Here is a 21,872-nt window from a genome sequence, read left to right on the forward strand (position 1 = left end):
CTCCTTGTCAGTTTGGCTGGCGTCTGGTTGGCGGCAGGCGGCGCGGTCAGAAGCCGGCCACCGAGCGCCCGCGCCAGGCCAGCAGGCGGTGCTCGATGCGGCCGGCGATCCAGTTCAGCGTGAAGCCGACCAGCCCGACCACGATCACGCCGAACAGCACCAGGTCCATCCAGAAGTTCTCGCGTCCGTCGATCATGGTGTTGCCGATGCCCTTGCCGGCCACCAGCAGGTATTCCGCGCCCAGCGTGGCGAGCCAGGCGTAGATCAGGCCCAGGTGGATGCCGGCGAAGATCGACGGCGAGGCCGCCGGCAGCACCACGCGCCACAGCAGCTGGCGCCGCGAGAACTTGAGCACACGCGCGACTTCGATCAGGTCGGCCGGCACGCCGCGGATGCCTTCGAAGGTATTGAGGACCACCGGGAAGAAGGCGGCCAGCGACAGGAATACCACCTTGGCGGTGTCGCCCAGGCCGAACCAGACCGAGATCAGCGGGATCCAGGCGAACAGCGAGATCTGCTTGACGGTATGGAAGGTCGGCCCGACCAGTTGCTCGAACAGGCGCGACAGGCCGAGCGCGGTACCGAACAGCAGGCCCAGGCTGGCGCCCAGCGCGAAGCCCGCCAGGTCGCGCCACAGGCTGGCCGCCAGGGCGGTGAACAGCGCACCGCTGCGCGCCTGGGCCACGGCGGTGTCCCAGACCTTGGCGGGCGATACCAGCAGCGGCGATTGCGACCAGCCGAAACGGAAGGCGGCCCACCACAGTGCCAGCAGCACGATCGGCAGTACCCAGCCGCGCAGGGCCGGCGGCAGCGCGGGCAGCCGGCCGCCGCCCCGGGTGCCCGGGGCGTTCCGGGCGTCGTCGCGCGAGACGATGGAATCGGACATCGGTGTCTCTCCTCGGATCGGTGTCAGAAGCCGGGCTTGCGCCAGCGCAGCACCGCGCGCTCGGCCAGCGCCAGCACCTTGTCGAGCGCGTAGCCCACGGCGCCCACCACCACCACGGCGGCGATCACCATGTCGAGCTGGAACAGCTGGCGGCCGTACACGATCATGTAGCCCAGCCCTTCCGAGGAGGCCAGCAGCTCCACTACCACCAGGGCCAGCCAGGCGTGCGTGAGGCCGTAGCGGATGCCGTTCCAGATCGGAGCCGCGGCGGCGGGAAAGACCACGCGCCACAGCAGTTGCCAGCGCGTGAAGCGCAGCACGCGCGCCACCTCGATGTAGCGCGTCGGCACGCTCTCGATGCCCTTGTAGGTGTTCATGGCGATCGGCACCAGCGCGGCCTTCGCGATCAGGATGATCTTGAGCGCTTCGTCGATGCCCACCAGCAGCATCAGCAGCGGCAGCCAGCCCAGCACCGGCACCTGGCTGAAGGCCTTGAAGGTGGGGTACACATAGTCGCGCAAACGCGGCGACAGGCCCATGGCGGCGCCCAGCGCGAGGCCGCCGATCAGGCCGACGGCGAAGCCGCCGGCCACGCGCAGCGCGCTGACCGCCAGGTTGGCCTGCAGCTCGCCGCTGTCATAGAGATCGGCCAGCGTGTGCGCCACCGACTCCGGCGTGGGCAGGACCTGCGGCGGGATCCACTCGTAGCGCGCGGCCAGGTACCAGAACGCCAGCAGCGCGAGCGGCACCGGCCACGCCAGCAGCCAGCCGGCGGCATACCGGCGCGCGGCGGGCAGCAGGCGGCGCAGGCCGCGCGCCTCGCGCGCAGTCAGCACGGGGTGCGCATCGTCGCCAGCCTGCAGCGCTGCGGATTTCGGCGCCGCAGGGGCTGCGGGTGCCGTCAGGGACAGGATCTCGGCGGCCATGGCGTCAGGCTCCGAGGATCTTGCCGTTGGGCTGGTAGACCGGCCAGTAGGTCTGCAGGCCGAGGTCGTTCAGCGCGGCCTTCAGGTAGCGCGTGTCGATCCACTGGTCGACGTCGATGCGCGCGCGGCTCAGGCGGAAGCGGTAGGCCTGCTCGGCGGCGTCCTTGTAGCGGCTGACCAGGAAGGGGTCGAAATTGGGATTGAGGCGGACCCGCAGCGGCTCGCCGTCGAAGTCTTCCTTCCAGTGGTCGTAGGGCGTGCCGGCGCGCGCCCAGGTGCGCAGCACATCTTCGCGGTGGCCCTCGTCCGAGGCCCAGCGGGCGGCTTCCACGGCGTTCTTGACCAGTTGCCGGGTGGCCTCGGGGTACTGGTCGGCGAAGGCCTCGGCCACCAGCACGTGGCTCTGCCGCGTATAGATGGGCGACTGGTTCTTGCTCGAGTAGAGGATGCGCACCGCGCCCTTGTCGCGCAGGCGCAGGATGTCCATGGCGCCGATGGCGGCGTCGATGTCGCGCGTGGTCAGCGCGGCCAGGTAGCCGGCGGTATCGAGATTGAGCAGGCGCAGGTCCTTGTCGGTGAGGCCGTTGGCCTCCAGCAGGCGCAGCGCCGGCAGATGCATATTGGTGCCCTTGAAGAGCGAGACGCGCTTGCCGCGCAGGTCGGACACGGTCTTCAGCGGCGAATCGGGCGGCACGCCGATATAGATGTTGGCGCGCACGCCGGTGGCCAGCACCAGGCGGGTCTTGAGCCCGGCGGCGCGCGCCACGATGGCCGGCAGGTCGCCCTGCAAGGCGAAGTCGAGCTGGCGGTTGGTCAGTGCCTCGTTGACGGCCGGGCCGGCGCCCTTGAAGAAATACCACTCCACACGCGTGCCGCTGGGCTTGAAGGCCTCCTCCAGCCAGCCGCGCGCATGCGCGATCGACAGCGAACTGCCGGCAAAGGTGGGCGGCTGGCCGGTGGCGGGCTGCGCCACGCCGATGCGGATCACCTCGGGGCGGGCGCCGCCGCTGGCGGCGAAGGCACTCAGGGGCGACAGCGCCGGCCAGGCGGGCAGCGCGCCGGCCAGGCCGGACAGGCCCAGGCGCTTGAGCAGGGTGCGGCGGGAGAGGGGGCGCGGCGCGGACATCGGGGGCGTTTCCTCTTGGGAGATAAAGGGACGGCTCCCAAGATACGCGGCGCCCCGGGGCGTGCAGAACGAATGTTTTTGCGCTTGCTTATCGCGCGTGTGCATATCGCGCCTGCGCATATCGCGCGAGTGCAGATGCCGGCGGCGTCGCTGGAAAGTGCGCAAACCGTACAGATGGCCGCAGGGGCGGCCGTACAGGCAGCTGCGGCCCGTGCCGGAAGGCACCCTTTGCCGCGACCGCGGCCCGGGCTCACCCGCATTGCCCTGGACGGCATGCTCGGCCAAACTGGGCAATCTCTTCCCAGCATGGATGCCAGCATGACTGCCAAGACAGCCGCTTCCGTCGCCCCGGTCGCCGTTCCCGAACTCTGCCGCCTGCCCGCGCGTGCGCTGGCGCAGCGCATCCGCGCGCGCGAGCTGTCCTCGCGCGAGGTGGTGACGGCCTTCCTCGACCACATCGCGGCGCTGAACCCGCGCTTCAATGCCATCGTCTCGATGCGCCCGCCGGAGCAGGTGCTGGCCGAGGCCGATGCGGCCGACGCCGCGGTGGCGCGCGGCGAGCCGGTGGGCGCGCTGCACGGCCTGCCGCAGGCCATCAAGGACCTGGCGCCGACCCGCGGGCTGCGCTCCACCTCCGGCTCGCCGCTGTTCGCCGAGCACGTGCCGCAGGCCGACGCCATCGTGGCGGCGCGCATGCGCGCCGCCGGCGCCATCTTCATCGGCAAGACCAATGTGCCGGAGTTCGGGCTTGGCTCGCATACCTTCAATCCCGTGTTCGGCGCCACCGGCAATGCCTGGGATCCGTCGCGCAGCGCCGGCGGCTCCAGCGGCGGCGCGGCGGTGGCGCTGGCGCTGCGCATGCTGCCGGTGGCGGACGGCAGCGACATGGGCGGCTCGCTGCGCAATCCCGCCGCCTACAACAATGTGCTGGGACTGCGTCCCTCGCAAGGGCGCGTGCCGCACTGGCCGCGCGTGGATGCCTTCATGAGCCAGCTCGCCACCGAAGGGCCGATGGCGCGCAGCGCCGACGACCTGGCCCTGCTGCTGTCGGTGCAGTCGGGCTATGACGCGCGCGTGCCGCTGTCGCTGGATGGCGCCGTGCCCGACTGGCACGACCGGCTCGACGCCGACCTGTCCGGCGCGCGCATCGCCTGGCTGGGCGACCTGGGCGGCCATCTGGCCTGCGAGCCCGGCATCCTGGCCCTGTGCGAGGCGGCGCTGGCGCGGCTCGGCGAGGCCGGCATCCGCACCGAGGCGATCGCGCCCGCCTTCGACTGGGAGCGCATCTGGCGCGCCTTCGTGGTGATGCGCCAGCTCAGCCTGGGCGCCAGCCTCGGCGGCGCCTATGCCGACCCGGTGCAGCGCGCCGGCATGAAGCCCGAGCTGCAGTGGGAACTGGAGGGCTTCCAGCGGCTCAGCGGTGCCGATGTGGCGCGCGCCGCGGTGGATCGCACCGCCTGGTACGACCTGGCGCTGCAACTGCTGGAGACGCACCGCTTCGTGGCGCTGCCGAGCGCGCAGGTCTTCCCCTTCGCCATCGAGGAGCGCTGGCCGGCCCGCATCGGCGCGCGCGAGATGGACAGCTACCACCGCTGGATGGAAGTGGTGACGCCTGGCACGCTGTCCGGCTGCCCGGTCATCAGCCTGCCGGCGGGGTGGAATGCGCAGGGCCTGCCGATGGGCGTGCAGATCATCGGCAGGCCGCGCGACGAACTGTCGCTGCTGCAGCTCGCGCATTGCCACGAGCGCATCACCGGCCTGCTGCAGGCGGAGCCGCCGGCGCTGGCGCCGGCCGGCTAGCCTGTCATGGGGTGGAGCGGGCAGCCAGGACGACGCCGGCGGCCGACAGCAGGGCCGAGGCGCCTGCCAGAACGATCGACGAGGTGTAGCTCCGGTACAGGTCGAACAGCAGGCCGGCGACGCTGCCTCCGGCCACGGCCGCGATGCCTACGGCGATGTACAGCGCGCCGAGGATGGCGCCCAGGTTGCCGGTACCGAACCACGTGCTGGCGACTGCCGGATACAGCGCAATGCAACCGCCATTGGCCGCACCGAAAAGGAGGGCGAAGGCGGCGAGCGCAAGGAAGCCCTGCGCCGAGCTCCACAGGCCGCACAGGACGGCCAGGCTCAGCGTCACGAGCACCAGGAAGCGTTGTGGTCCCATCCGGTCGCCGATCCGGCCCAGCACCAGGCGGCCGCCGATGTTGCCCACCCCGATCAGGCCGATCAGCAGGTTGGCCTGCGTGACATCCAGGCCCTGTTGTTGCGCATAGGGATTGATGTGGACGAGCGCGAGGAACAGCCCGATCGATCCGAAGAAGATGGCCGAGAAGAGCCACCAGAACCGTGCCTGGCGCGCTGCCTGGCGCAGCGTGACGCCCGTGCCTGCCGGCGCCGCTTTCCTTGAGACGGCCGCGTCGGGGCGGATGCCGTCGGGATGTTGTCCCAGTTCCTCCGGTCTTCCGCGCAGACTGGCGGCCGCGGCAAGGCCAAGCAGGGCGATGGCGCCGGCATAGACCTGCATGGTGCTTTGCCAGGACAGGTGCTGCATCAGCGCGCCGGCGGCCATCGGGCCCATGAGGGTGCCCAGGCCGGTCCCGGCCAGCGCCAGGCCGGAGGCCGAACTGCGGTGGACGATGAACCAGCGCTGGATGGTCGAGACCGCCGGCACATAGACCAGGCCGACGCCCAGCCCCACCAGGATGCAGAACGCGGCGAGGAACAGCGTGAGCGAAGACGAGAGCAAGCTGCTGGCCAGGAAGCCCAGTGAGAGCAGCAGGATGCCGGCGCTGGTCACGGTGCGCACCGGGATGCGGTCGCTCCATGCGCCCGAGAACACTCCGATCACGTAATAGATCAACGCCGTCAACGAGAAGATCGACGCCGTGGAGAAGCGGCCCGCATCGAAGTTCGTCTGCAGGACGGTGAAGAATGCGCCGAAGGAATAGGCTGCGCCGAAGATCAGCGCCAGCAGGAGATGAACCGCTCCTACCATGTACCAACCGCGGAACTGCTGCGTGTTCTCCATCAAGGTCTCCTCGTCCTCTGTGCCGCGATTCCGGATGCGGCCGAATGCCCTGCGGCGACGTCCGCGTTGACGGGCGGCTTCACCGGAGTGCCCGTGGCGTGGAGGGTTCGGCCATGCTTTAGATATCCGCCCTACCTATACCTGTATATACAGATTCGGGTGACGAGTTTGATGCAATTCGGGCCATTGCGTCAACCAGGAGGCAAGCTTTGATCCGCAGCGTTCAGGGCAGGTGGTTCTGCGGCAAGCGCCAAGAAAGCGGCAAGGCCGCGGAGACAAGCCATGGGTCCATTCATGAGCCGGTACGGCGAGGGGGCCGCGGGCGCGCCGCCAAGGCACCCCGTGCCTTCTTCCGCCTGTCTGCCTGCCGTCGAGGCCCGCTGCGCCTGCGCCAGGCCGACCGTCAACTGGGCGGCGCAGAGGCCGGGCAAGCGCTCCGACAAGGAGCGGCTCCTCGGCAGTCTGCATGGCGAGCCGTCCCAGTCGCCATGGCGGGCCGGCTGGCGCGGCAGGTCGCTGCAGCCTACCGCTCAGGCTACGCCGACCGGCCGCGTGCCGGCGATAGTAGTGCGGTGCAGCTCGCGGTCGAAGCCGTCGTAGTCGTTCATCGCCAGGTGCTGGGTACAGCGGTTGTCCCATACGGCCAGCGCGCCCGGCGTCCAGCGGAAGCGGCAGGTGAACTCGGGGCGGGCGGCGTGTTGGTGGAGGTACTGCAGCAGCGGCGCGCTTTCTTCCTCGCTCATGCCATCGAAGCGCAGGGTGTAGGTGCTGTTGACGTAGAGTGCCTTGCGGCCGGTGGCCGGGTGCACGCGTACCACCGGGTGCACGGCTTCGCGCATGGCACGCTCGTCGGTGCGCACGTCCATCTTGTGGGCGGGGTCGCCGTTGTTGACCACGGCGCCGTTGGCGCCATAGGAGCGCACCGGGCTGTGCACGGCATGCAGGCCTTCCAGCACGCTCTTGAGCGTGTCCGACAACGCGTCGTAGGCACGGTACATATTGGTCCACATGGTGTCGCCGCCGTAGGGCGGGATCACGCGCGCGTACAGGGCGGAGCCGAGCGGCGGGATCTCTGCGTAGCTCATGTCCGAATGCCACAGGCCGCCGAAATTGCGCTTGGTCTTTTCCTCCCGGCCTTTCATCACCGGCAGGATCTCCGGGTGGCCGGGCAGCGCGCGCACGAAGGGCACTTCGAGCAGCGGCCCGAAGCGCGCGCTGAAGGCCTTGTGCTGGGCGGGTGTGAGCTGCTGGTCGCGGAAGAAGATGACCAGGTGCTCATGCAGCGCAGCCTCGATCTCGGCGAAGACCGCATCGGGCAGCGGCGCGGCCAGGTCGACGCCGCGGATCTCGGCGCCGATGGTGCCGGCAATGGGTTGGATGTCCAGAATCTGGGTTTGCGACATGGGAGTCTCCTCTTCGGGGTAGGGGGCGTGCCGGATGGGCGGGGTGGAATCGGGGAGGCCGTGCGGCGCCACCGCACGGCGTTCGTTGCAGGGGAGGGCCTGGTGAGCGGTGCACACTGCGCGGTGCTCACTGCACGGTGATATGGGCGCTGCGCACGAGCTGGCCCCACTTGCGCGATTCGCTGTCGATGTAGCGGGCGAATTCCTGCGGGCCGGCACCGGACACGATGCCGCCCATCTCGTCGAGCTGGCGGCGCACCTCGGGCTGTTTCAGGATGGCCTGCAGCGCCTTGTCGAGCCTGGCTACGATCGGCCTGGGCGTGGCGGCGGGGACCAGCACGCCGAACCAGCCGGCGATCTCGTAGCCGCGCAGCCCGGACTCGGCCATGGTCGGCACCTCGGGCAACTGCGGCGAGCGCTGCGCGCTGGTGATGGCGAGCGCGCGCAGCTTGCCCGTCTTCACCAGCTGCAGCGCCGAAGGCATGTTGTCGAACATCATCGGCACATGGCCTGCCATGGTGTCGTTCAGGCCGGGCGCGCTGCCCTTGTAGGGCACGTGCGTCAACGCCACGCCCGCCATCGACGCGAACAGTTCGCCGGCCAGGTGGAGCGAGGTGCCGGCCCCCGGCGTGGCGAACCCCAGCGGCGCGGGCTGGCGCTTCGCATAGGCCAGCAGGTCCTTGACCGAATGCACTGGCAGCGCCGGGTTGACCACCAGCAGGTTGGGCACGGCCATCAGCATGGTGACCGGGGCGAGGTCCCTGACCGGGTCGTAGGGCAGGTCGCGGTACAGCGACGGGTTGATCGCGAGCGGGCCGATATTGCCCATCACCAGCGTATAGCCGTCGGCCGGCTGCTTGGCTGCGAAGTCGGTGTCGGTGTCGGTGCCGCTGCCGGCCGGCGGCTCGCGCCGGCTGTCGCTCGGCATCTCCACCGCGACGGCAGAGGCGCCGCCGGAGCGCATCGTGGCCGAGATCGTGCCGGCGCTGCAGCGGGCGGCGGCCGACGTCAGCCGCATGATCGGCCTGGCGCCGGTCTGAGTGTGCATCGGCGCGTCGGCGCGTCGGCGTGCCGGCCTTGGAGGGCCGAGCGGCGCCACCGGCGGCTATCGCCCATTCTCCCGCGCGGATCCGCTGTTTCGCTCCTTCCTTCTATTTCGCTCCGCACCGAAGTAGTGCTAATCTTCGCCCTTGCCTCAGACATTCATCCACGATCTTGAATGTCTGGACATTGGCTGGCCGGGACACGACCCCGCGCGGCCTGCCGCAGGTGTGCCGGGTTGCCTTCCCGGGGCGCGTTGCGGTGTCAACAGTGGCACGCCGTCCGCACAGGCGTCGATGGCGCGCCTCCTGCCAAGCACAAGCGAGACATCCGTGGCTTCACTCACCCTTGACACCTTCCTGGCCGGCGTCGCCCGGCGCGACCCCCATCAGCCCGAATTCCTGCAGGCCGTGAAAGAGGTGATGCTCACCCTCTGGCCCTTCGTGCAGCGTCATCCCCGTTATGCCGAGCTGGCCCTGCTGGAGCGCCTGGTCGAGCCGGAGCGGGTGATCCAGTTCCGCGTGGCCTGGACCGACGACCAGGGCCGCGTGCAGGTCAACCGCGGCTTCCGCGTCCAGCACAGTTCGGCCATCGGCCCCTACAAGGGCGGCATGCGCTTCCATCCCACCGTCAACCTGTCGGTGCTGAAGTTCCTCGGCTTCGAGCAGACCTTCAAGAACGCGCTCACCACGCTGCCCATGGGCGGCGGCAAGGGCGGCTCGGACTTCGATCCCAAGGGCAAGTCCGACGGCGAGGTGATGCGCTTCTGCCAGGCGCTGATGAGCGAGCTGCACCGCCACCTGGGCGCCGATACCGATATCCCCGCAGGCGATATCGGCGTGGGCGGCCGCGAGGTCGGCTTCATGGCCGGCATGATGAAGAAACTGTCCAACCAGTCCGCCTGCGTCTTCACCGGCAAGGGCCTGGCGTTCGGCGGCAGCCTGATGCGTCCCGAGGCCACCGGCTACGGCACGGTCTACTTCGCGCAGGAGATGCTGCACCGGCGCGGCCGCGATTTCGACGGCCTGCGCGTGCTGATCTCCGGCTCCGGCAACGTGGCGCAGTACGCCGCGCAGAAGGCGATGGAGCTGGGTGCGAAGGTACTGACCGTGTCGGATTCCGGCGGCGTGCTGCACTATCCCGAGGGCATGCGTGCCGGCCAGCTCGAGGAGCTGATGGCCTTCAAGAACGAAGAGCGCGGCCGCCTGAGCGACTTCGCCGCGCGCCACGGACTGCGCTTCGAGGCGGAGCGCACGCCCTGGCACGTGCCGGCCGACGTGGCGCTGCCGTGCGCGACGCAGAACGAGTTGAACGGCGCCGACGCCGAGCGCCTGCTGGCCAACGGCGTGTTCTGCGTGGCCGAGGGCGCGAACATGCCGTCCACGCTGGAGGCGGTCGACCGTTTCCTGGAGGCGCGCATCCTCTATGCACCGGGCAAGGCCAGCAACGCCGGCGGCGTGGCCACCTCCGGGCTGGAGATGTCGCAGAACGCGATGCGGCTGTCCTGGCACCATGCCGAGGTCGACGAGAAGCTGCACGCGATCATGAAGGATATCCACCAGAACTGCATCCACCACGGCCAGAAGGACGGCGGCTACATCAACTACGTCGAGGGCGCCAATATCGCCGGCTTCGTCAAGGTGGCCGACGCCATGCTGGCGCAAGGCGTGATCTGACGCCGGGCGGCGCGCGGCCGGCCCGCGCGCGCCAAGGTAAGAAGGGGCGCCCGCGGGCGCCCCTTCTTCGTTGCCGGCCGCGATCGACGGCCGTCCCGCTCAGTTCTTGTTGTTATTGGTGTTGTTGATGGCGTTGAACTGCTGCGTCAGGTAGCTGCTGGTCTGGTTCATCCGCTGCACCACCAGGTCCAGCTTGGCGAACTGCGCGCGATAGCGCTCCATGTTGGCATTGATGTTGTCCTGCGTCTTGGTGTAGTCCTTCTGCAGGTCCTTCAGCGACTTGTCCAGGCCGTCGGTGGCGAGCTTGAGCGCGCCCTTGTCGCCGTTGAGGTCGTCGATCGCCGTGCTGATCTGCTTGGCATAGCCATCGGCCTTGCCCTCGCCGACGAACAGGCGCGTGACGCCGCTGACATTGTCCTTGAGCGCCTTGCTCAGCTTGGTGTCGTCGATGGCGAGCGAGCCGTCCTTCTGGAACGAGAGGCCGATCTGTGCCAGGTTGCTGATGCCGCCCGCAGCGCTGCCCGCCGAGGCGTTGAGGATGTTGCGCAGCTTGGTCTGGATGCCGCGCAGCACGCCGTCGCCGGTCAGCACCGAACCCGTCTTGGTGGTGCTGTCGACGGCAGTCAGCTTGCCTGCCATGTTGTGCAGGTTGTTGAAGGCGCTGACGAAGGCCTGCACGGCCGACTTGACGTTGTCGAGGTCGCGCGTGACGCTCAGGCTGGTGGTACCCACCTTGTTGAGCGTCAGCGTCACGCCCTGCGCGGCGTCGGCGACGGTGTTGCTGGCGCTGGTGACCGCCATGCCGTTGATGGTCAGGTTGGCGTTGGTGCCGCGCACGGTTTCCCTGACCCCGCTGGGCTGGTTGGCCTGCTCCGGATCGTAGCCGAGCAGGCCCTGCAGTTCGGGCGAGCTGGCGCTGATGCGCATGGTCGTCGCCGCCCCCGTCTTGTCCGAGGTCAGCACGATGCGGTAGGGCGTGTTGCTGCCGTCGTTGGCGATGCTGGCGGTGACGCCGATGCCGGCCTTGTTGATGGCGTCGCGGATGCCCTGCAGCGTGTTGTTGCTGCTGTCGATGGTGACTTTCTTGGTGGCGTCCGCGGTGGCGCTGAAGGCGGGATTGACGTAGGTGCCGTAGGTCGGCGAAGCAGGGTCCTCGTCGTAGCCGCTGACCGAGCCGAAGTCGAACACCAGGGTGCCGGTGCCGATGGCCCGGGTCTGGCTGGCCTGGCCGGCGGCGACCAGCGACTGGGCCTGGGCCAGGCTCTTGACGTTCACGGTGTAGCTGCCCGGCGTCGCATTGGATGCGGTGGCCGCGCCCAGGATCTCCGTCGAGCCGACCGAGGCCTTGGTCACGCTGAAGGTGGCCGTGTCCGCCAGCTTCTTGGCGGACGCCTGGAAGGCGGCCAGCATGCTTTTGACGTTGCCGTAGGCCGATACCTTGGCCTGGTAGGCGGCCTGCTTGTTCTTCAACAGATCGAGCGGCTTGCTTTCCGCCGCGGACAGCTTGGTGAGCAGTGTGTTCAGGTCGAGACCCGACCCGACGCCCAGAGAGGTGATGGATGCCATCGGCGTTACCCTTCGAATTTTGAGTTCTTCACTGTGTAGCCGGCACGCCAGGACCGGACGCCGTGCGGCAATGGCGGCACGCCGGTGACTGGCACCGGCGGCCGGCTTGCGCGTTCATTGGCGGAGCCCGGCCTTCCCCCGTTGCGAGCGCCCGGACCGATCGCGGTGCCGGCTCCAGGCCGGCCGCCGCGCGGGCGCTTCCTTCCCGCCAGGCGGGGGAATGTATGACATGCGGAGAGACTTCATCTGTCTCCATCCTGCATTATCGGACGGGGCCTGGCGATCTTTAGCGGAGAAATGAGGGGGATTCCGGTGCCATGGCGGGCGACCGGGGCGATTCAGAAGGGGGCGGGGGACCGGCGGCGGTCCTGGTGGCGGGAGCCTCAGGGCGCGCGCCGGTCTGCGCGCAGCCGTGCCGCCCGCTGGTTCCATTGCGAGAACAGCGTGTCCAGGCAGGCCACCGTGGTACAGGCATCGCGCCGCGCGAGGAAGGCGTCGATCTCCGCCTGGCGGATCGCGCCGGCCTGCAGCAGGCGCTGCTGCTGGGCGCGGATGCGGCCATTGCCCATGGCCAATAGCGCGTGCTCGCAGATCAGCCGCGCGGCCGGCGTGCCGGGTGCCGCGCAGTCCGGCTCGGCGGCGCGCGCCGTGCCCGGGCTGGCGAGGGCCGCGAGGGTGGCGAGGGTGGCGAGGGTGGAGAGGCCCAGGGCGGCGCTCGGGCGGGTCAGAGGTGGCATCGGATCGGCATCGAAAATGTCCGGCGGCGTCGCGGCGAAGGTCCGGAGCGAGAGGATACACGTCCGGGCCGCGCCGGCGCGTTTCGCCGCGCACGGGTATGATCCGCGCAAGCCTGCGGGCATCGCGGCCCGCATCGGACCCTCTTCCACCACAACAGGAGAACAAGCATGGCAGGCGATCTCAGCCAGACGGTGCGCGCACTGGTGTTCGATGTGTTCGGCACGGTCGTCGACTGGCGGACCTGCGTGGCCCGCGAGGCCGCGCCCTTCCTCGCGCGGCACGGACTCGCGGTGGAGCCGGAGGCCTTCGCCGACGCCTGGCGGCGCGAATATGTGCCGGCGATGGCCGAGGTGCGCAGCGGCCGGCGCGGTTTCGTGCGGCTCGATGTGCTGCACCGGGAGAACCTGGTGCGTGCGCTGGCCGGCCTCGGCGCCGACGTGGCGCGCATCCCGGGCGCGGAGCTCGATGCGCTCAACCTGGCCTGGCACCGCCTCGATCCGTGGCCGGACAGCCGCGAGGGCCTGCAACGGCTCAAGCAGCGCTTCATCATCGCGCCGCTGTCGAACGGCAACATCCGCCTGATGGTGGACATCGCCAAACGCGCCGGCCTGCCCTGGGACGCCATCCTCGGCGCCGAGGTGGTGCGCGACTACAAGCCTTCGCCGGCGGTCTACCTGCAGACCGCGGAGATCCTGGGACTGGCGCCGGCCGAACTGTGCCTGGTCGCCGCGCACAACGGCGATCTCGCCGCGGCACGCGCCTGCGGCCTGTCCACGGCCTTCGTGGCGCGTCCGCGCGAGCATGGCCCGGCCCAGTCCACCGACCTGGCCGCCGAGCAGGACTGGGACGTGGTCGCGGCGGACTTCGGCGAGCTGGCGCAGCGCTTCGGTTGCTGAGCGCGCCGCGCCGGGAGCGCGCGGGCGCCCGCCGTCAGCACTCGACCACGTTGACGGCCAGGCCGCCGAGCGAGGTTTCCTTGTAGATGGCCTTCATGTCCTCGCCGGTCTGCTTCATGGTACGGATCACGGTGTCGAGCGAGACGTAGTGGCTGCCGTCGCCGCGCAGCGCCATGCGCGCCGCGTTGATGGCCTTGACCGCGCCCATGGCGTTGCGCTCGACGCAGGGGATCTGCACCATGCCGCCGACCGGATCGCAGGTCAGGCCCAGGTTGTGTTCCATACCGATCTCGGCGGCATTCTCCACCTGCTGCGGCGTGCCGCCCTGGGCGGCCGCCAGCCCCGCGGCCGCCATCGAGCAGGCCACGCCGACCTCGCCCTGGCAGCCGACCTCGGCCCCGGAGATGGACGCATTGGTCTTGTAGAGGATGCCGATGGCCGCGGCGGTCAGCAGGAAGTCCACCATGCCTTCCTCGTCGGCCCCTGGCACGAAGCGCATGTAGTAGTGCAGGACCGCCGGCACGATGCCGGCCGCGCCGTTGGTCGGCGCCGTGACCACGCGCCCGCCGGCGGCGTTCTCCTCGTTGACCGCCATGGCCCAGGCATTGACCCAGTCGAGCGCCGCCATCGGATCGGCGCCGGCGGCGCCGCCCTGCGCCAGCGCGCGGTAGAGCTCGGGGGCGCGGCGCCGCATGCGCAGCGCGCCGGGCAGGGTCTGCGGTGCCGCGCCGCGCAGGCCGAGGCCGCGCTGCACGCATGCCTGCATGACCTGCCAGATCTCCCGCAGCCCTTCGCGCACCTTGGCCGCCGGCTGCCAGGCGCATTCGCGCGCCAGCATCAGGGCGGCGATGCTGCGGCGGCGTGCCAGCGCCAGCGCGATCAGTTCATCGCCGCTGTGGAACACGCAGGGCGGCACGGGCCGCGCGTCTGCACCGCCTGGCGCGGCGCCCTGCTCGATGACGAAGCCGCCGCCGACCGAGTAGTACTCGGCCTCGCGCAGTGCCGTGCCGCCGGCGTCGAAGGCGGCCAGGCGCATCGCGTTGGGGTGTGCGGGCAGCACGCGCTCGCCGCGGAAGGCGAGGTCGCGGCGGACGTCGAAGGCAATCCGGTGCGTGCCGAGCAGGGGCAGGCTGCCGTCGTGGCGCACCGCCGCCACGCGCGTGGCCACGGCGTCGGGATCGACCGTCTCCGGCGCCTCGCCCATCAGGCCGAGCAGCACGCCGGTATCGGTGGCGTGCCCGCGCCCGGTCGCGCCCAGCGAGCCGTACAGGTCCACCTGCAGCCGCGCCACCGCGGGCAGCAGGTCCTGCGCGTGCAAGGCGCGCGCGAACAGCAGGGCGGCGCGCATCGGTCCCACCGTGTGCGAGCTGGACGGGCCGATGCCGATCTTGAAGATGTCGAAGACGGACAGGAACATGGCTTGAGGAGGATCCGGCTTCAGGCCAGCGGCAGCTGCCGCTCGACCAGCCTGGCCCAGTAGGCGGCGCCCAGCGGCAGGATGCGGTCGTTGAAGTCGTAGTAGGGGTTGTGCAACGGCGGATCGTCGGGCCCTTCGCCGGCGCCGATGCCGATATACGCGCCAGGGCGCTGCTCCAGCATGAAGGCGAAGTCCTCCGAGCCCATGGCCGGCTTGACGTCGGTCTTGACGTTGCCGGTACCGACCAGGCTGGCCGCCGCGGCGACCGCCGCCGCGGTCTCCTCCGGCGTGTTGACCACGCCCGGGTAGCCGGGGCGGAAATCCAGCGCGATGCGTGCGCCGTGCGTCAGCGCCACGCCGGTGCAGATCTGCTGCATGGCCTGCTGGGTGCGCTCGCGCACGGCCGGGTCGAGCGAGCGCGTGGTGCCGCGCAGCACCACGGATTCGGGAATCACGTTCCAGGTGTCGCCGCCGTGGATCTGCGTGATGCTGACCACCACCGCGTCGTTGGCGTCGGTGCGGCGGCTGGCGATGGTCTGCAGCGCCATCACCAGCTGGGCCGAGACCACCACGGGGTCGATGCCGTGGTGCGGCTGGGCGCCGTGCGAGCCCTTGCCGGTGATGGTGATCTCGAAGTTGTCGAGGAAGGCGGTCATGGTGCCGGGGCGGATGGCGAACTTGCCGCGCGGCAGCTGGGGGAAGTTGTGCATGCCGTAGACGGCGTCGGCGGGGAACTTGTCGAACAGGCCCTCCTGCACCATCACGCGGCCGCCGCCCTCGTTCTCCTCGGCGGGCTGGAAGACGAAGTGCACGGTGCCGCGGAAAGGCTTGTGGCGCGCCAGGTGGGCGGCCGCGCCGAGCAGCATGGCGGTGTGGCCGTCGTGCCCGCAGGCGTGCATCTTGCCGGCGCAGGTGGAGGCGTGCGCAGCGCTGCCGAGCTCCTGCATATTGAGCGCGTCGAGGTCGGCGCGCAGCGCGATGCTGGGGCCCTCGCCGTGGCGCAGGGTGCCGACCACGCCGGTGGTGGCCAGGCCGCGGTGGACCTCGATCCCCATCAGTTCGAGCGCATGCGCCACGATATTGGCGGTGCGGTGCTCCTCGAAGGCGGTTTCGGGCGAGGCGTGGATGTCGCGCCGCCAGTCCACCATGCTCTGGCGGATGTCGTCGGCGATGTCAGGGTCGCGGTACATGGCTGCTCGGGCTCCTGGAAGTCTTGGTGTGTTGAAGTCTTGACGTCGATGCGGGTCAGTGGAAGCACTCGGCGATCAGCGTCGCGCCGAGGAAGGTGCCGGCGGTGGCGGTCAGCGAGACCACCACGATGCGCCAGCCGAGCTGGCGGAAGATGGGCAGGTCCTTGGCCACGGAGAAGCCGGCCAGCGCCAGCACGGGCGTGGTGAAGGTCATGAAGTTGAGCTTGTCGGCCAGCGCGACGAGCGCATCGGAGAAGGGGAACAGGCCCGGCACGCCGGCCAGCGTGGCGGCGATGGACAGCATCAGCAGCAGCGGCAGGCGCGGCAGCAGGCGCTTGGCCAGGTGGCACGCCGCCACCAGCGCGACGACGGCCAGCACGCCTTCCAGCGAGACCAGCACCGGCACCTGGTAGGAGAGGCGGTTGCCGACCAGCACGCCTGCGCCGACCACTGCCCAGCCGAGCATGGTATCGGCGCCGGACAGGCCGTGCGCGGGCAGCACGGCGGCGCCCAGGCTGGCGCTGCCGGTGGCGGCCTGGCGCGGCGAGAGGCGGCCCAGCACCGGTTCGAGCTTGCCGTACAGCCAGGAGCACAGCGGCAGCGACAGGAACAGCGTGAAATAGAAGCCGGCCACCGAGGTCAGCAGGTTGGAGGCGGCGGCGATGGCGGTGATGTCGGCCGCGTGCTCGGCGGGGTGCTGGGCCAGGATGGCGCCCACGGCGGCCGCCATCAGGCTGCCCGAACCGACGCCCGCGCCCATGGCCAGCGAGCGCGGGTCGAACACGTGCAGGCTGCTGAGGAAGCCGGCCAGGATGGCGATGAAGAGCGCGCCCAGCACCGTGCCGGTGATGTACTCCGCCAGCACGCCGCGGCCTTCGGGCGAATCCATGCCGTACTTCTCGCTGATGATGGCGATATTGCCCTCGCGCCCCACCGAGAAGGTGGCGCCGACCGCCTCCCGCTTGAGGCCGAGCAGCAGCGCGAGCGGCAGGCCCAGGGCCAGGGTGCCGAGTGCATGGCCGAACTCCTGGAACAGCAGGGCCCAGCCCGCCGCCCTGACCTTGGGCAGCGCCACGCCGACGGTGAGGCCGAGCTTGACCACGAACAGCAGCAGCCCCGCATTGAGCAGGCCGGTGGCCAGCGCCTGCAGGCCGGGGCCGACCGACAGCGGGCGCGGCAGGCGCCGGCTGGCGATGCCGAGGGCGGCGGCCATCAGCAGCGACCACATCATCGGCATCAGCACCACGCGGCCGGGACCGAGCTTGAACTGGAGCGGGCCGATGGCTTCGGCCAGCGCCACCACCGCGAGGGTGACGGCGAACAGGCGGAACTTGGCGAAGGCGGTGACGGCGCCGAGGCCGGGCGCGGACGGCGCGGCGGCGCCGGGGGACAGGGAGTGGGTCATGGCATGTCTCGCTAAGGGGCCCGGCGGGCCGCGGCGGGCGGACTCACGGTCATCGCGGTCCGTGAGCGGACCGCCAGCCGGCGGGCAGTGCACAAGTATTCCGAGCCACGGGCGTTTCATCAATGATCGGGATATGGGAAACTTGTTGCATTCAATGCAACACTCGCGCAGCCGGCGCGACCGGCCCGCGGCACGTGCCGTGCCCGCCGCGCCGGCCGCGCTCGAGAAGACCGCATGACCGCATGACCGGAAGACCCGAAGACGGAGACTTGCCATGACGCTGATGGACGATCGGCTCGACACGCGCCGCGTGCGCTACTTCATGCAGGTGCTGGAGAGCGGTTCGGTGCGCGGCGCGGCCGAGGTGCTGGACATGGATCCGTCGGCGGTGAGCCGGGCCATCGGCGTGCTGGAGAAGGAGTGCGGCACGCGCCTGCTGGAGCGCCATGGGCGCGGCGTGATGGCCACCGAGGCCGGCCACCTGCTGGCGGCCTATGCGCGCAGCCAGCAGGGGCAGCAACAGCAACTGCTGGCCGAGATGGACAGCATCGAGAAGGTGGCGCGCGGGCATATCGACATCGTCGCCGGCGAGGGCTTCGTCGAGTGGATGATGCACCATAGCCTGCGCACTTTCATGCAGGCCCATCCCGGCATCACCGTGGACCTCGACGTGGCCAGCACCGACGACATCGTGCGCCGCATCGTCGACGGCACCGCCCACATCGGCATGGTGTTCCAGCCGCCGCACGATGCGCGGCTGCGCGCTCACCATGTCTATGCCCAGCCGATCGAAGCCCAGGTGCTGGCCTCCCACCCGCTGGCGCGGCAGCGCGGCCCGCTGCGGCTGCAGGATCTGTTGCCCTATGCGGGGGCCACGCTGCACCGCACCTTCGGCGTGCGCCAGCATATCGAGGCCGCCGAGATCAGCGAAGGCGTGCGCCTGCCGTCGATGCTGACCACCTCCTCGTTCAGCGCGCTCGGGCACTTCGTCATGGGCGGGCTTGGCTACGCGCTGTGCACGCGCATCGCGCAATGGTCGTCCTATGGCGACGAGCGGCTGGTGTCGCTGCCGATGGGCAACCCGCTGCTGTCGCAGGGGCAGGTCCAGGTGGTGTCGCGCCAGGGCCGGGCGCTGACGCCGGCCGCGGCCAGCCTGCTGCGGCAGATCGTGGCCGACATGCCAAGGTGGCTGCGGCGGGATGCCGGCCGGTGTTCCGACGCTTGAAGCCCTGATTCAGGACACCGGGCGCCGGTGCGACCGGCGGGTTTCCACTCAGCCTTTGCGCGTGCTTTCGACCAGGTCCGAGGCGAAGGCTTCCCACAGCGCGTCGCGGCGCTGCAGCGCATCGATGGTGGCGGGTTTGCGCAGCTGCACCACCGCCGACACCAGCGCATTGCAGAGAAAGAACGCCGCCGTGTAGGAATCGAAGGGCGAGGCATTGGCGGTGCGCACCAGCAGGTGGTGGTCCGCCAGCGGCACCAGCGGCGCGGCCGGACTGTCGCACAGGGCGACGACGCGGGCGCCCTGTGCGCGGAAGACGCGCGCGATGCTGACCGGAGCGCGCGAATAGCGCCGGATGCTGAAGGCGAGCAGCACGTCGTCCGGCTTGAGCCAGAGCACGCCGTCGGTCGGCGTGACCGCACCGGCGCCGAGCTCGTGCACGTCGGGCCGGCACATGTTCAGGTGCAGCGCCAGCCATGCGCTGACCGGCGCGCTGTTCTTCTGCGCCAGCACGAAGATGCGGCCCTTGGCCGTGGCGAGCAGGTGCGCGATGGCCTCGAAGGCCGCAAGATCCAGCGATTCATGGGTGGCGGCGAGATTGTGCTGGTCGTGGCGCAGGGCATCGTCCAGGCAGTCGCGCAGCGTGCGCTTGGCGCCGATGGCGGCGGGCGCGCGCAGGCCGGCGGTGGGCAGCGCCGCCGTCACGCTGGCGCGCGCTTCGCGCTGCGCGTCGGCATAGCTGGCGTAGCCCAGCTTGGCAAACAGCCTGACCACGGTCGAGGCGCTGGTGCCGTGCTGCGCGGCCAGCGCGGTGGCCGATTCCAGCAGCACATGCGGATAGCCCTGGCCCAGCGCGGCCGCCAGTTCGCGTTCCCGCGCCGTCAGCGTGGCCGCCTCGCGGGCCAGTCGGTCCAGCAGGGTGGCGTCGTCCGGCGTGGCCGGCTTGGAGGATTTCATCGGCTTGACATGTTTGCAATACGTATTGCATGATCGTATCACGTTTGCAATGGTCGAATCATCGACGGGACCCGCCGTCCGGAGCACAAGCCGCATGCAAGAGAACGAAGAGAACGAAGTGAACGAGTTCGTACCGGCCAGGGACAGTGGCATGGATAAAGATGAGGAAGCGGTGCTGGCCTGGCTGGCCGGCCGCGAGTCGGCCATGCAGGCGCTGCTGCAGCGCATCGTCGACATCGACAGCGGCAGCCGCCAGGAGGCTGGCGTGACGGCGGTGGCCGAGGTCCTGGGCGCGCACCTGCGCGAGGCCGGCATGGCCGTGGCCTTCCATGCCGTGCCCGGCTTCGGCGTCTGCCTCGACGCCGGGCTGCCCGGTTCCGGCCAGGGGCGCCCGATCCTGCTGATGGGCCATATGGATACGGTCTACCCGGCCGGCACCGTCGCACGCAGGCCCTTCCGCATCGAGGCGGGGCGCGCCTACGGGCCGGGCGTGGCCGACATGAAGTCGGGCCTGGTGATGAACGTCTTCGTGGCCGAGGCGCTGGCGCGCCTGGGCCGCCAGGCGCCGCCGCTGCGCCTGTTCTTCTCCTGCGACGAGGAGATCGGCTCGGGCGCCACGCGCGAGCGCATCATGGAGGTGGCGCGCGGCGTGCGCACCGTGTTCAACGCCGAGCCGGGCCGCGTCAGCGGCAACCTCGTCACCGGCCGCAAGGGCTCGATGGTGGTGGCGTTCGAGGTGGAAGGGGTGGCGGCGCACGCCGGCATCAATCCGGCGCAGGGTGCGAGTGCGATCGACGCGCTGGCGCGCAAGATCGTCGCGCTGCATGCCCTCACCGACGCCGGGCAGGGCATCACCACCAATGTCGGCTGCGTGCAGGGCGGCATCGTGCCGAACATGGTGGCGCCGCAGGCGCAGGCCCAGCTCGACGTGCGCTTCACCGCCGAGACCGACGTGGAGGCCCTGGTCGAGCGCATCCGTGCCATCGTCGAGGAAGAGTCCATCCCGCGCACGCGCGGCCGCATCACCGAACTGCGCCGCACCATGCCGATGGCGCGTACCCCGGACGCGCTGCTGGCGCTGTACCAGGGCAATGCCGAGCGGCTCGGCTTCCGCGTCGAAGGCGAATTCACCGGCGGCGCGGCCGACAGCGGCCTGACCGCCTCGGTCGGCACGCCCACGCTGTGCGGCACCGGCCCGGTGGGCGGCCACGCACATACCGAACGCGAGTACTGCGAGCTGTCGACCTTCGTGCCGCGCGCGCAGGCGCTGGCACTGACCATCCTCGGCCTGCGTTGAACGGCTGGATCCGGCCTTCCCCCAAGTTTCCTGGCTCTTCCTAATCTCCCATGCAGAAGCTGATCTCTACCCGTCGCCACTTCCTCCGCCTGGGCCTGGGCGCCGTGGCGCTCGCGGCCGCGCCGGCCGCCGTGCTGGCCCAGGGCGCCTGGCCTGCCAAGCCCATCACGCTGGTCGTGCCGTTCCCGCCGGGCGGCTCGGTCGACATCATGGCGCGCCAGTACGCCGACCCGCTGGCGCGCATCCTCGGCGTGCCGGTGGTGGTCGACAATCGGCCGGGCGCCGGCGGTTCGGTCGCCACGCAGTCGGTGGCGCGCAGCAAGCCCGACGGCTACACGCTGGTGGTGTCCTCGCAGAGCAGCCACCTGGCCAATCCGCTGACGCAGCCGCGCATCGGCTACGACCCGATCAAGGATTTCGAGAACATCGCCATCCTGGGGCGCCAGCCCAATGCGCTGGTGGTCCATGCCAGCCTGCCGGTGCGCACCTTCGCCGAGTTCCTCGCCTATGCGAAGAAGAACCCCGGCAAGCTCGACTACGGCAGCGGCGGCGCCGGCAGCATGGGGCAGCTCAATGTGGAGATGCTCAAGGCCAATACCGGCATCTATGCCACGCACATCCCCTATCGCGGCGGCTCGCAGCTCATCACGGCGGTGCTGAGCAATGAGGTGCAGTTCATCCTGGACAACCTGGTCATCATGCTGCCGCATATCAAGGACGGCAAGGTGCGCGCGCTGGCGGTGGCGTCCGAGCAGCGCCTGCCGCAGCTGCCCGACGTGCCGACCTTCGCCGAACTGGGCTATCCGCAGCTCAACCTGAGTTCCTGGACCGGCATCGCCGCGCCTGCCGGCACGCCGGAGCCGGTGGTGCAGAAGCTGTACCAGGCGGTGCGCCAGGCCGCCAGCGATCCCGCCATGCAGGCGGCGCTGCGCTCGCGCGGCGTGGTGCCGCCGGAGGACATGCCGCCGGCCGCCTTCGAGAAGATGATGGCCGAGCGGCTGCAGCGCTACGGCGAGGTGGTCAAGCGCGCCAAGATCTCGGCGGAATAAACGGGAGGACCCCGCCGGGCCATGGCGCGGTAGCGTATGGCGGGGGTGT

Annotated in this window: 18 protein-coding genes; 6 read left to right on the top strand and 12 right to left on the bottom strand. The window is 70.3% G+C overall.

The window, feature by feature from the left end; genetic code table 11:
• Positions 1 to 46 precede the first annotated feature (46 nt).
• From BKK80_RS24710 to BKK80_RS24720, 3 genes are read right to left on the bottom strand one after another with little or no spacing between them, the layout of a single operon-like run.
• Positions 47 to 886: an ABC transporter permease gene (locus BKK80_RS24710; protein WP_083384646.1), complete on the bottom strand. Its 840-nt coding sequence runs from the start codon at positions 884 to 886 to the stop codon at positions 47 to 49.
• A 23-nt stretch (positions 887 to 909) separates the two neighbouring features.
• The gene (locus BKK80_RS24715; protein WP_083384645.1) at positions 910 to 1,812 is read right to left on the bottom strand and encodes an ABC transporter permease; all 903 of its coding nucleotides are present in this window, start codon (positions 1,810 to 1,812) and stop codon (positions 910 to 912) included.
• A 4-nt stretch (positions 1,813 to 1,816) separates the two neighbouring features.
• Positions 1,817 to 2,938: an ABC transporter substrate-binding protein gene (locus BKK80_RS24720; protein WP_071071693.1), complete on the bottom strand. Its 1,122-nt coding sequence runs from the start codon at positions 2,936 to 2,938 to the stop codon at positions 1,817 to 1,819.
• A 318-nt stretch (positions 2,939 to 3,256) separates the two neighbouring features.
• On the opposite strand from BKK80_RS24720, the gene BKK80_RS24725 reads away from it, so the two are divergent.
• A complete protein-coding gene (locus BKK80_RS24725) occupies positions 3,257 to 4,738 on the top strand; it encodes an amidase (protein ID WP_071073285.1) in 1,482 nt (493 codons plus the stop codon).
• 4 nt (positions 4,739 to 4,742) lie between these two features.
• On the opposite strand, the gene BKK80_RS24730 is transcribed toward BKK80_RS24725, so the two are convergent.
• From BKK80_RS24730 to BKK80_RS24740, 3 genes are all read right to left on the bottom strand, one after another.
• The gene (locus tag BKK80_RS24730) at positions 4,743 to 5,966 is read right to left on the bottom strand and encodes an MFS transporter (RefSeq protein ID WP_071071695.1); all 1,224 of its coding nucleotides are present in this window, start codon (positions 5,964 to 5,966) and stop codon (positions 4,743 to 4,745) included.
• A 530-nt stretch (positions 5,967 to 6,496) separates the two neighbouring features.
• Complete coding sequence (locus BKK80_RS24735; RefSeq protein ID WP_071071698.1) at positions 6,497 to 7,369, bottom strand: TauD/TfdA dioxygenase family protein; 873 nt, start codon at positions 7,367 to 7,369, stop codon at positions 6,497 to 6,499.
• A 127-nt stretch (positions 7,370 to 7,496) separates the two neighbouring features.
• On the bottom strand, positions 7,497 to 8,417 hold the full coding sequence (locus BKK80_RS24740) for a tripartite tricarboxylate transporter substrate binding protein (protein WP_084545743.1): 921 nt from the start codon (positions 8,415 to 8,417) through the stop codon (positions 7,497 to 7,499).
• A 289-nt stretch (positions 8,418 to 8,706) separates the two neighbouring features.
• On the opposite strand from BKK80_RS24740, the gene gdhA reads away from it, so the two are divergent.
• On the top strand, positions 8,707 to 10,086 hold the full coding sequence (gene gdhA, locus BKK80_RS24745) for an NADP-specific glutamate dehydrogenase (protein ID WP_418235913.1): 1,380 nt from the start codon (positions 8,707 to 8,709) through the stop codon (positions 10,084 to 10,086).
• Between the two features lie 99 nt (positions 10,087 to 10,185).
• Here gdhA and fliD read toward each other — a convergent pair whose 3' ends face one another.
• The gene (gene fliD / locus BKK80_RS24750) at positions 10,186 to 11,652 is read right to left on the bottom strand and encodes a flagellar filament capping protein FliD (protein ID WP_071021247.1); all 1,467 of its coding nucleotides are present in this window, start codon (positions 11,650 to 11,652) and stop codon (positions 10,186 to 10,188) included.
• A gap of 383 nt (positions 11,653 to 12,035) precedes the next feature.
• Entirely contained in the window at positions 12,036 to 12,389 is a 354-nt protein-coding gene (locus BKK80_RS24755) for a lysozyme inhibitor LprI family protein (protein WP_157903334.1), read from the bottom strand.
• A 168-nt stretch (positions 12,390 to 12,557) separates the two neighbouring features.
• Here BKK80_RS24755 and BKK80_RS24760 point away from each other — a divergent pair, with 168 nt between their 5' ends.
• Positions 12,558 to 13,286 carry a haloacid dehalogenase type II gene (locus BKK80_RS24760; RefSeq protein WP_071021244.1) on the top strand — a complete coding sequence of 243 codons (729 nt, stop codon included), beginning with the start codon at positions 12,558 to 12,560 and terminating at the stop codon, positions 13,284 to 13,286.
• 34 nt (positions 13,287 to 13,320) lie between these two features.
• On the opposite strand, the gene BKK80_RS24765 is transcribed toward BKK80_RS24760, so the two are convergent.
• The 3 genes from BKK80_RS24765 to BKK80_RS24775 are packed head-to-tail and all read right to left on the bottom strand — an operon-like array spanning position 13,321 to position 17,298.
• Positions 13,321 to 14,703, bottom strand: coding sequence for an L-serine ammonia-lyase (locus BKK80_RS24765; protein WP_071021241.1), 1,383 nt, complete (start codon positions 14,701 to 14,703; stop codon positions 13,321 to 13,323).
• Between the two features lie 20 nt (positions 14,704 to 14,723).
• Positions 14,724 to 15,893 carry a M20 aminoacylase family protein gene (locus BKK80_RS24770; RefSeq protein ID WP_071071700.1) on the bottom strand — a complete coding sequence of 390 codons (1,170 nt, stop codon included), beginning with the start codon at positions 15,891 to 15,893 and terminating at the stop codon, positions 14,724 to 14,726.
• A 55-nt stretch (positions 15,894 to 15,948) separates the two neighbouring features.
• On the bottom strand, positions 15,949 to 17,298 hold the full coding sequence (locus tag BKK80_RS24775; protein ID WP_071021236.1) for a DUF3100 domain-containing protein: 1,350 nt from the start codon (positions 17,296 to 17,298) through the stop codon (positions 15,949 to 15,951).
• Positions 17,299 to 17,581: 283 nt separating this feature from the next.
• Here BKK80_RS24775 and BKK80_RS24780 point away from each other — a divergent pair, with 283 nt between their 5' ends.
• Complete coding sequence (locus BKK80_RS24780) at positions 17,582 to 18,523, top strand: LysR family transcriptional regulator (protein ID WP_071022763.1); 942 nt, start codon at positions 17,582 to 17,584, stop codon at positions 18,521 to 18,523.
• A gap of 48 nt (positions 18,524 to 18,571) precedes the next feature.
• Here the strand turns inward: BKK80_RS24780 and BKK80_RS24785 are convergent, their stop codons facing one another.
• Positions 18,572 to 19,477, bottom strand: coding sequence for a MurR/RpiR family transcriptional regulator (locus tag BKK80_RS24785; protein ID WP_071021233.1), 906 nt, complete (start codon positions 19,475 to 19,477; stop codon positions 18,572 to 18,574).
• 151 nt (positions 19,478 to 19,628) lie between these two features.
• On the opposite strand from BKK80_RS24785, the gene BKK80_RS24790 reads away from it, so the two are divergent.
• Positions 19,629 to 20,774: a M20 family metallopeptidase gene (locus BKK80_RS24790; RefSeq protein WP_071022760.1), complete on the top strand. Its 1,146-nt coding sequence runs from the start codon at positions 19,629 to 19,631 to the stop codon at positions 20,772 to 20,774.
• Between the two features lie 50 nt (positions 20,775 to 20,824).
• Positions 20,825 to 21,823 (top strand): Bug family tripartite tricarboxylate transporter substrate binding protein, encoded by a 999-nt coding sequence (locus BKK80_RS24795; RefSeq protein ID WP_071021230.1) that lies wholly within the window; start codon positions 20,825 to 20,827, stop codon positions 21,821 to 21,823.
• The last annotated feature ends 49 nt before the right edge of the window (positions 21,824 to 21,872 follow it).

Origin of the sequence: Cupriavidus malaysiensis, assembly GCF_001854325.1 — a bacterium.
GTDB lineage: Bacteria > Pseudomonadota > Gammaproteobacteria > Burkholderiales > Burkholderiaceae > Cupriavidus > Cupriavidus malaysiensis.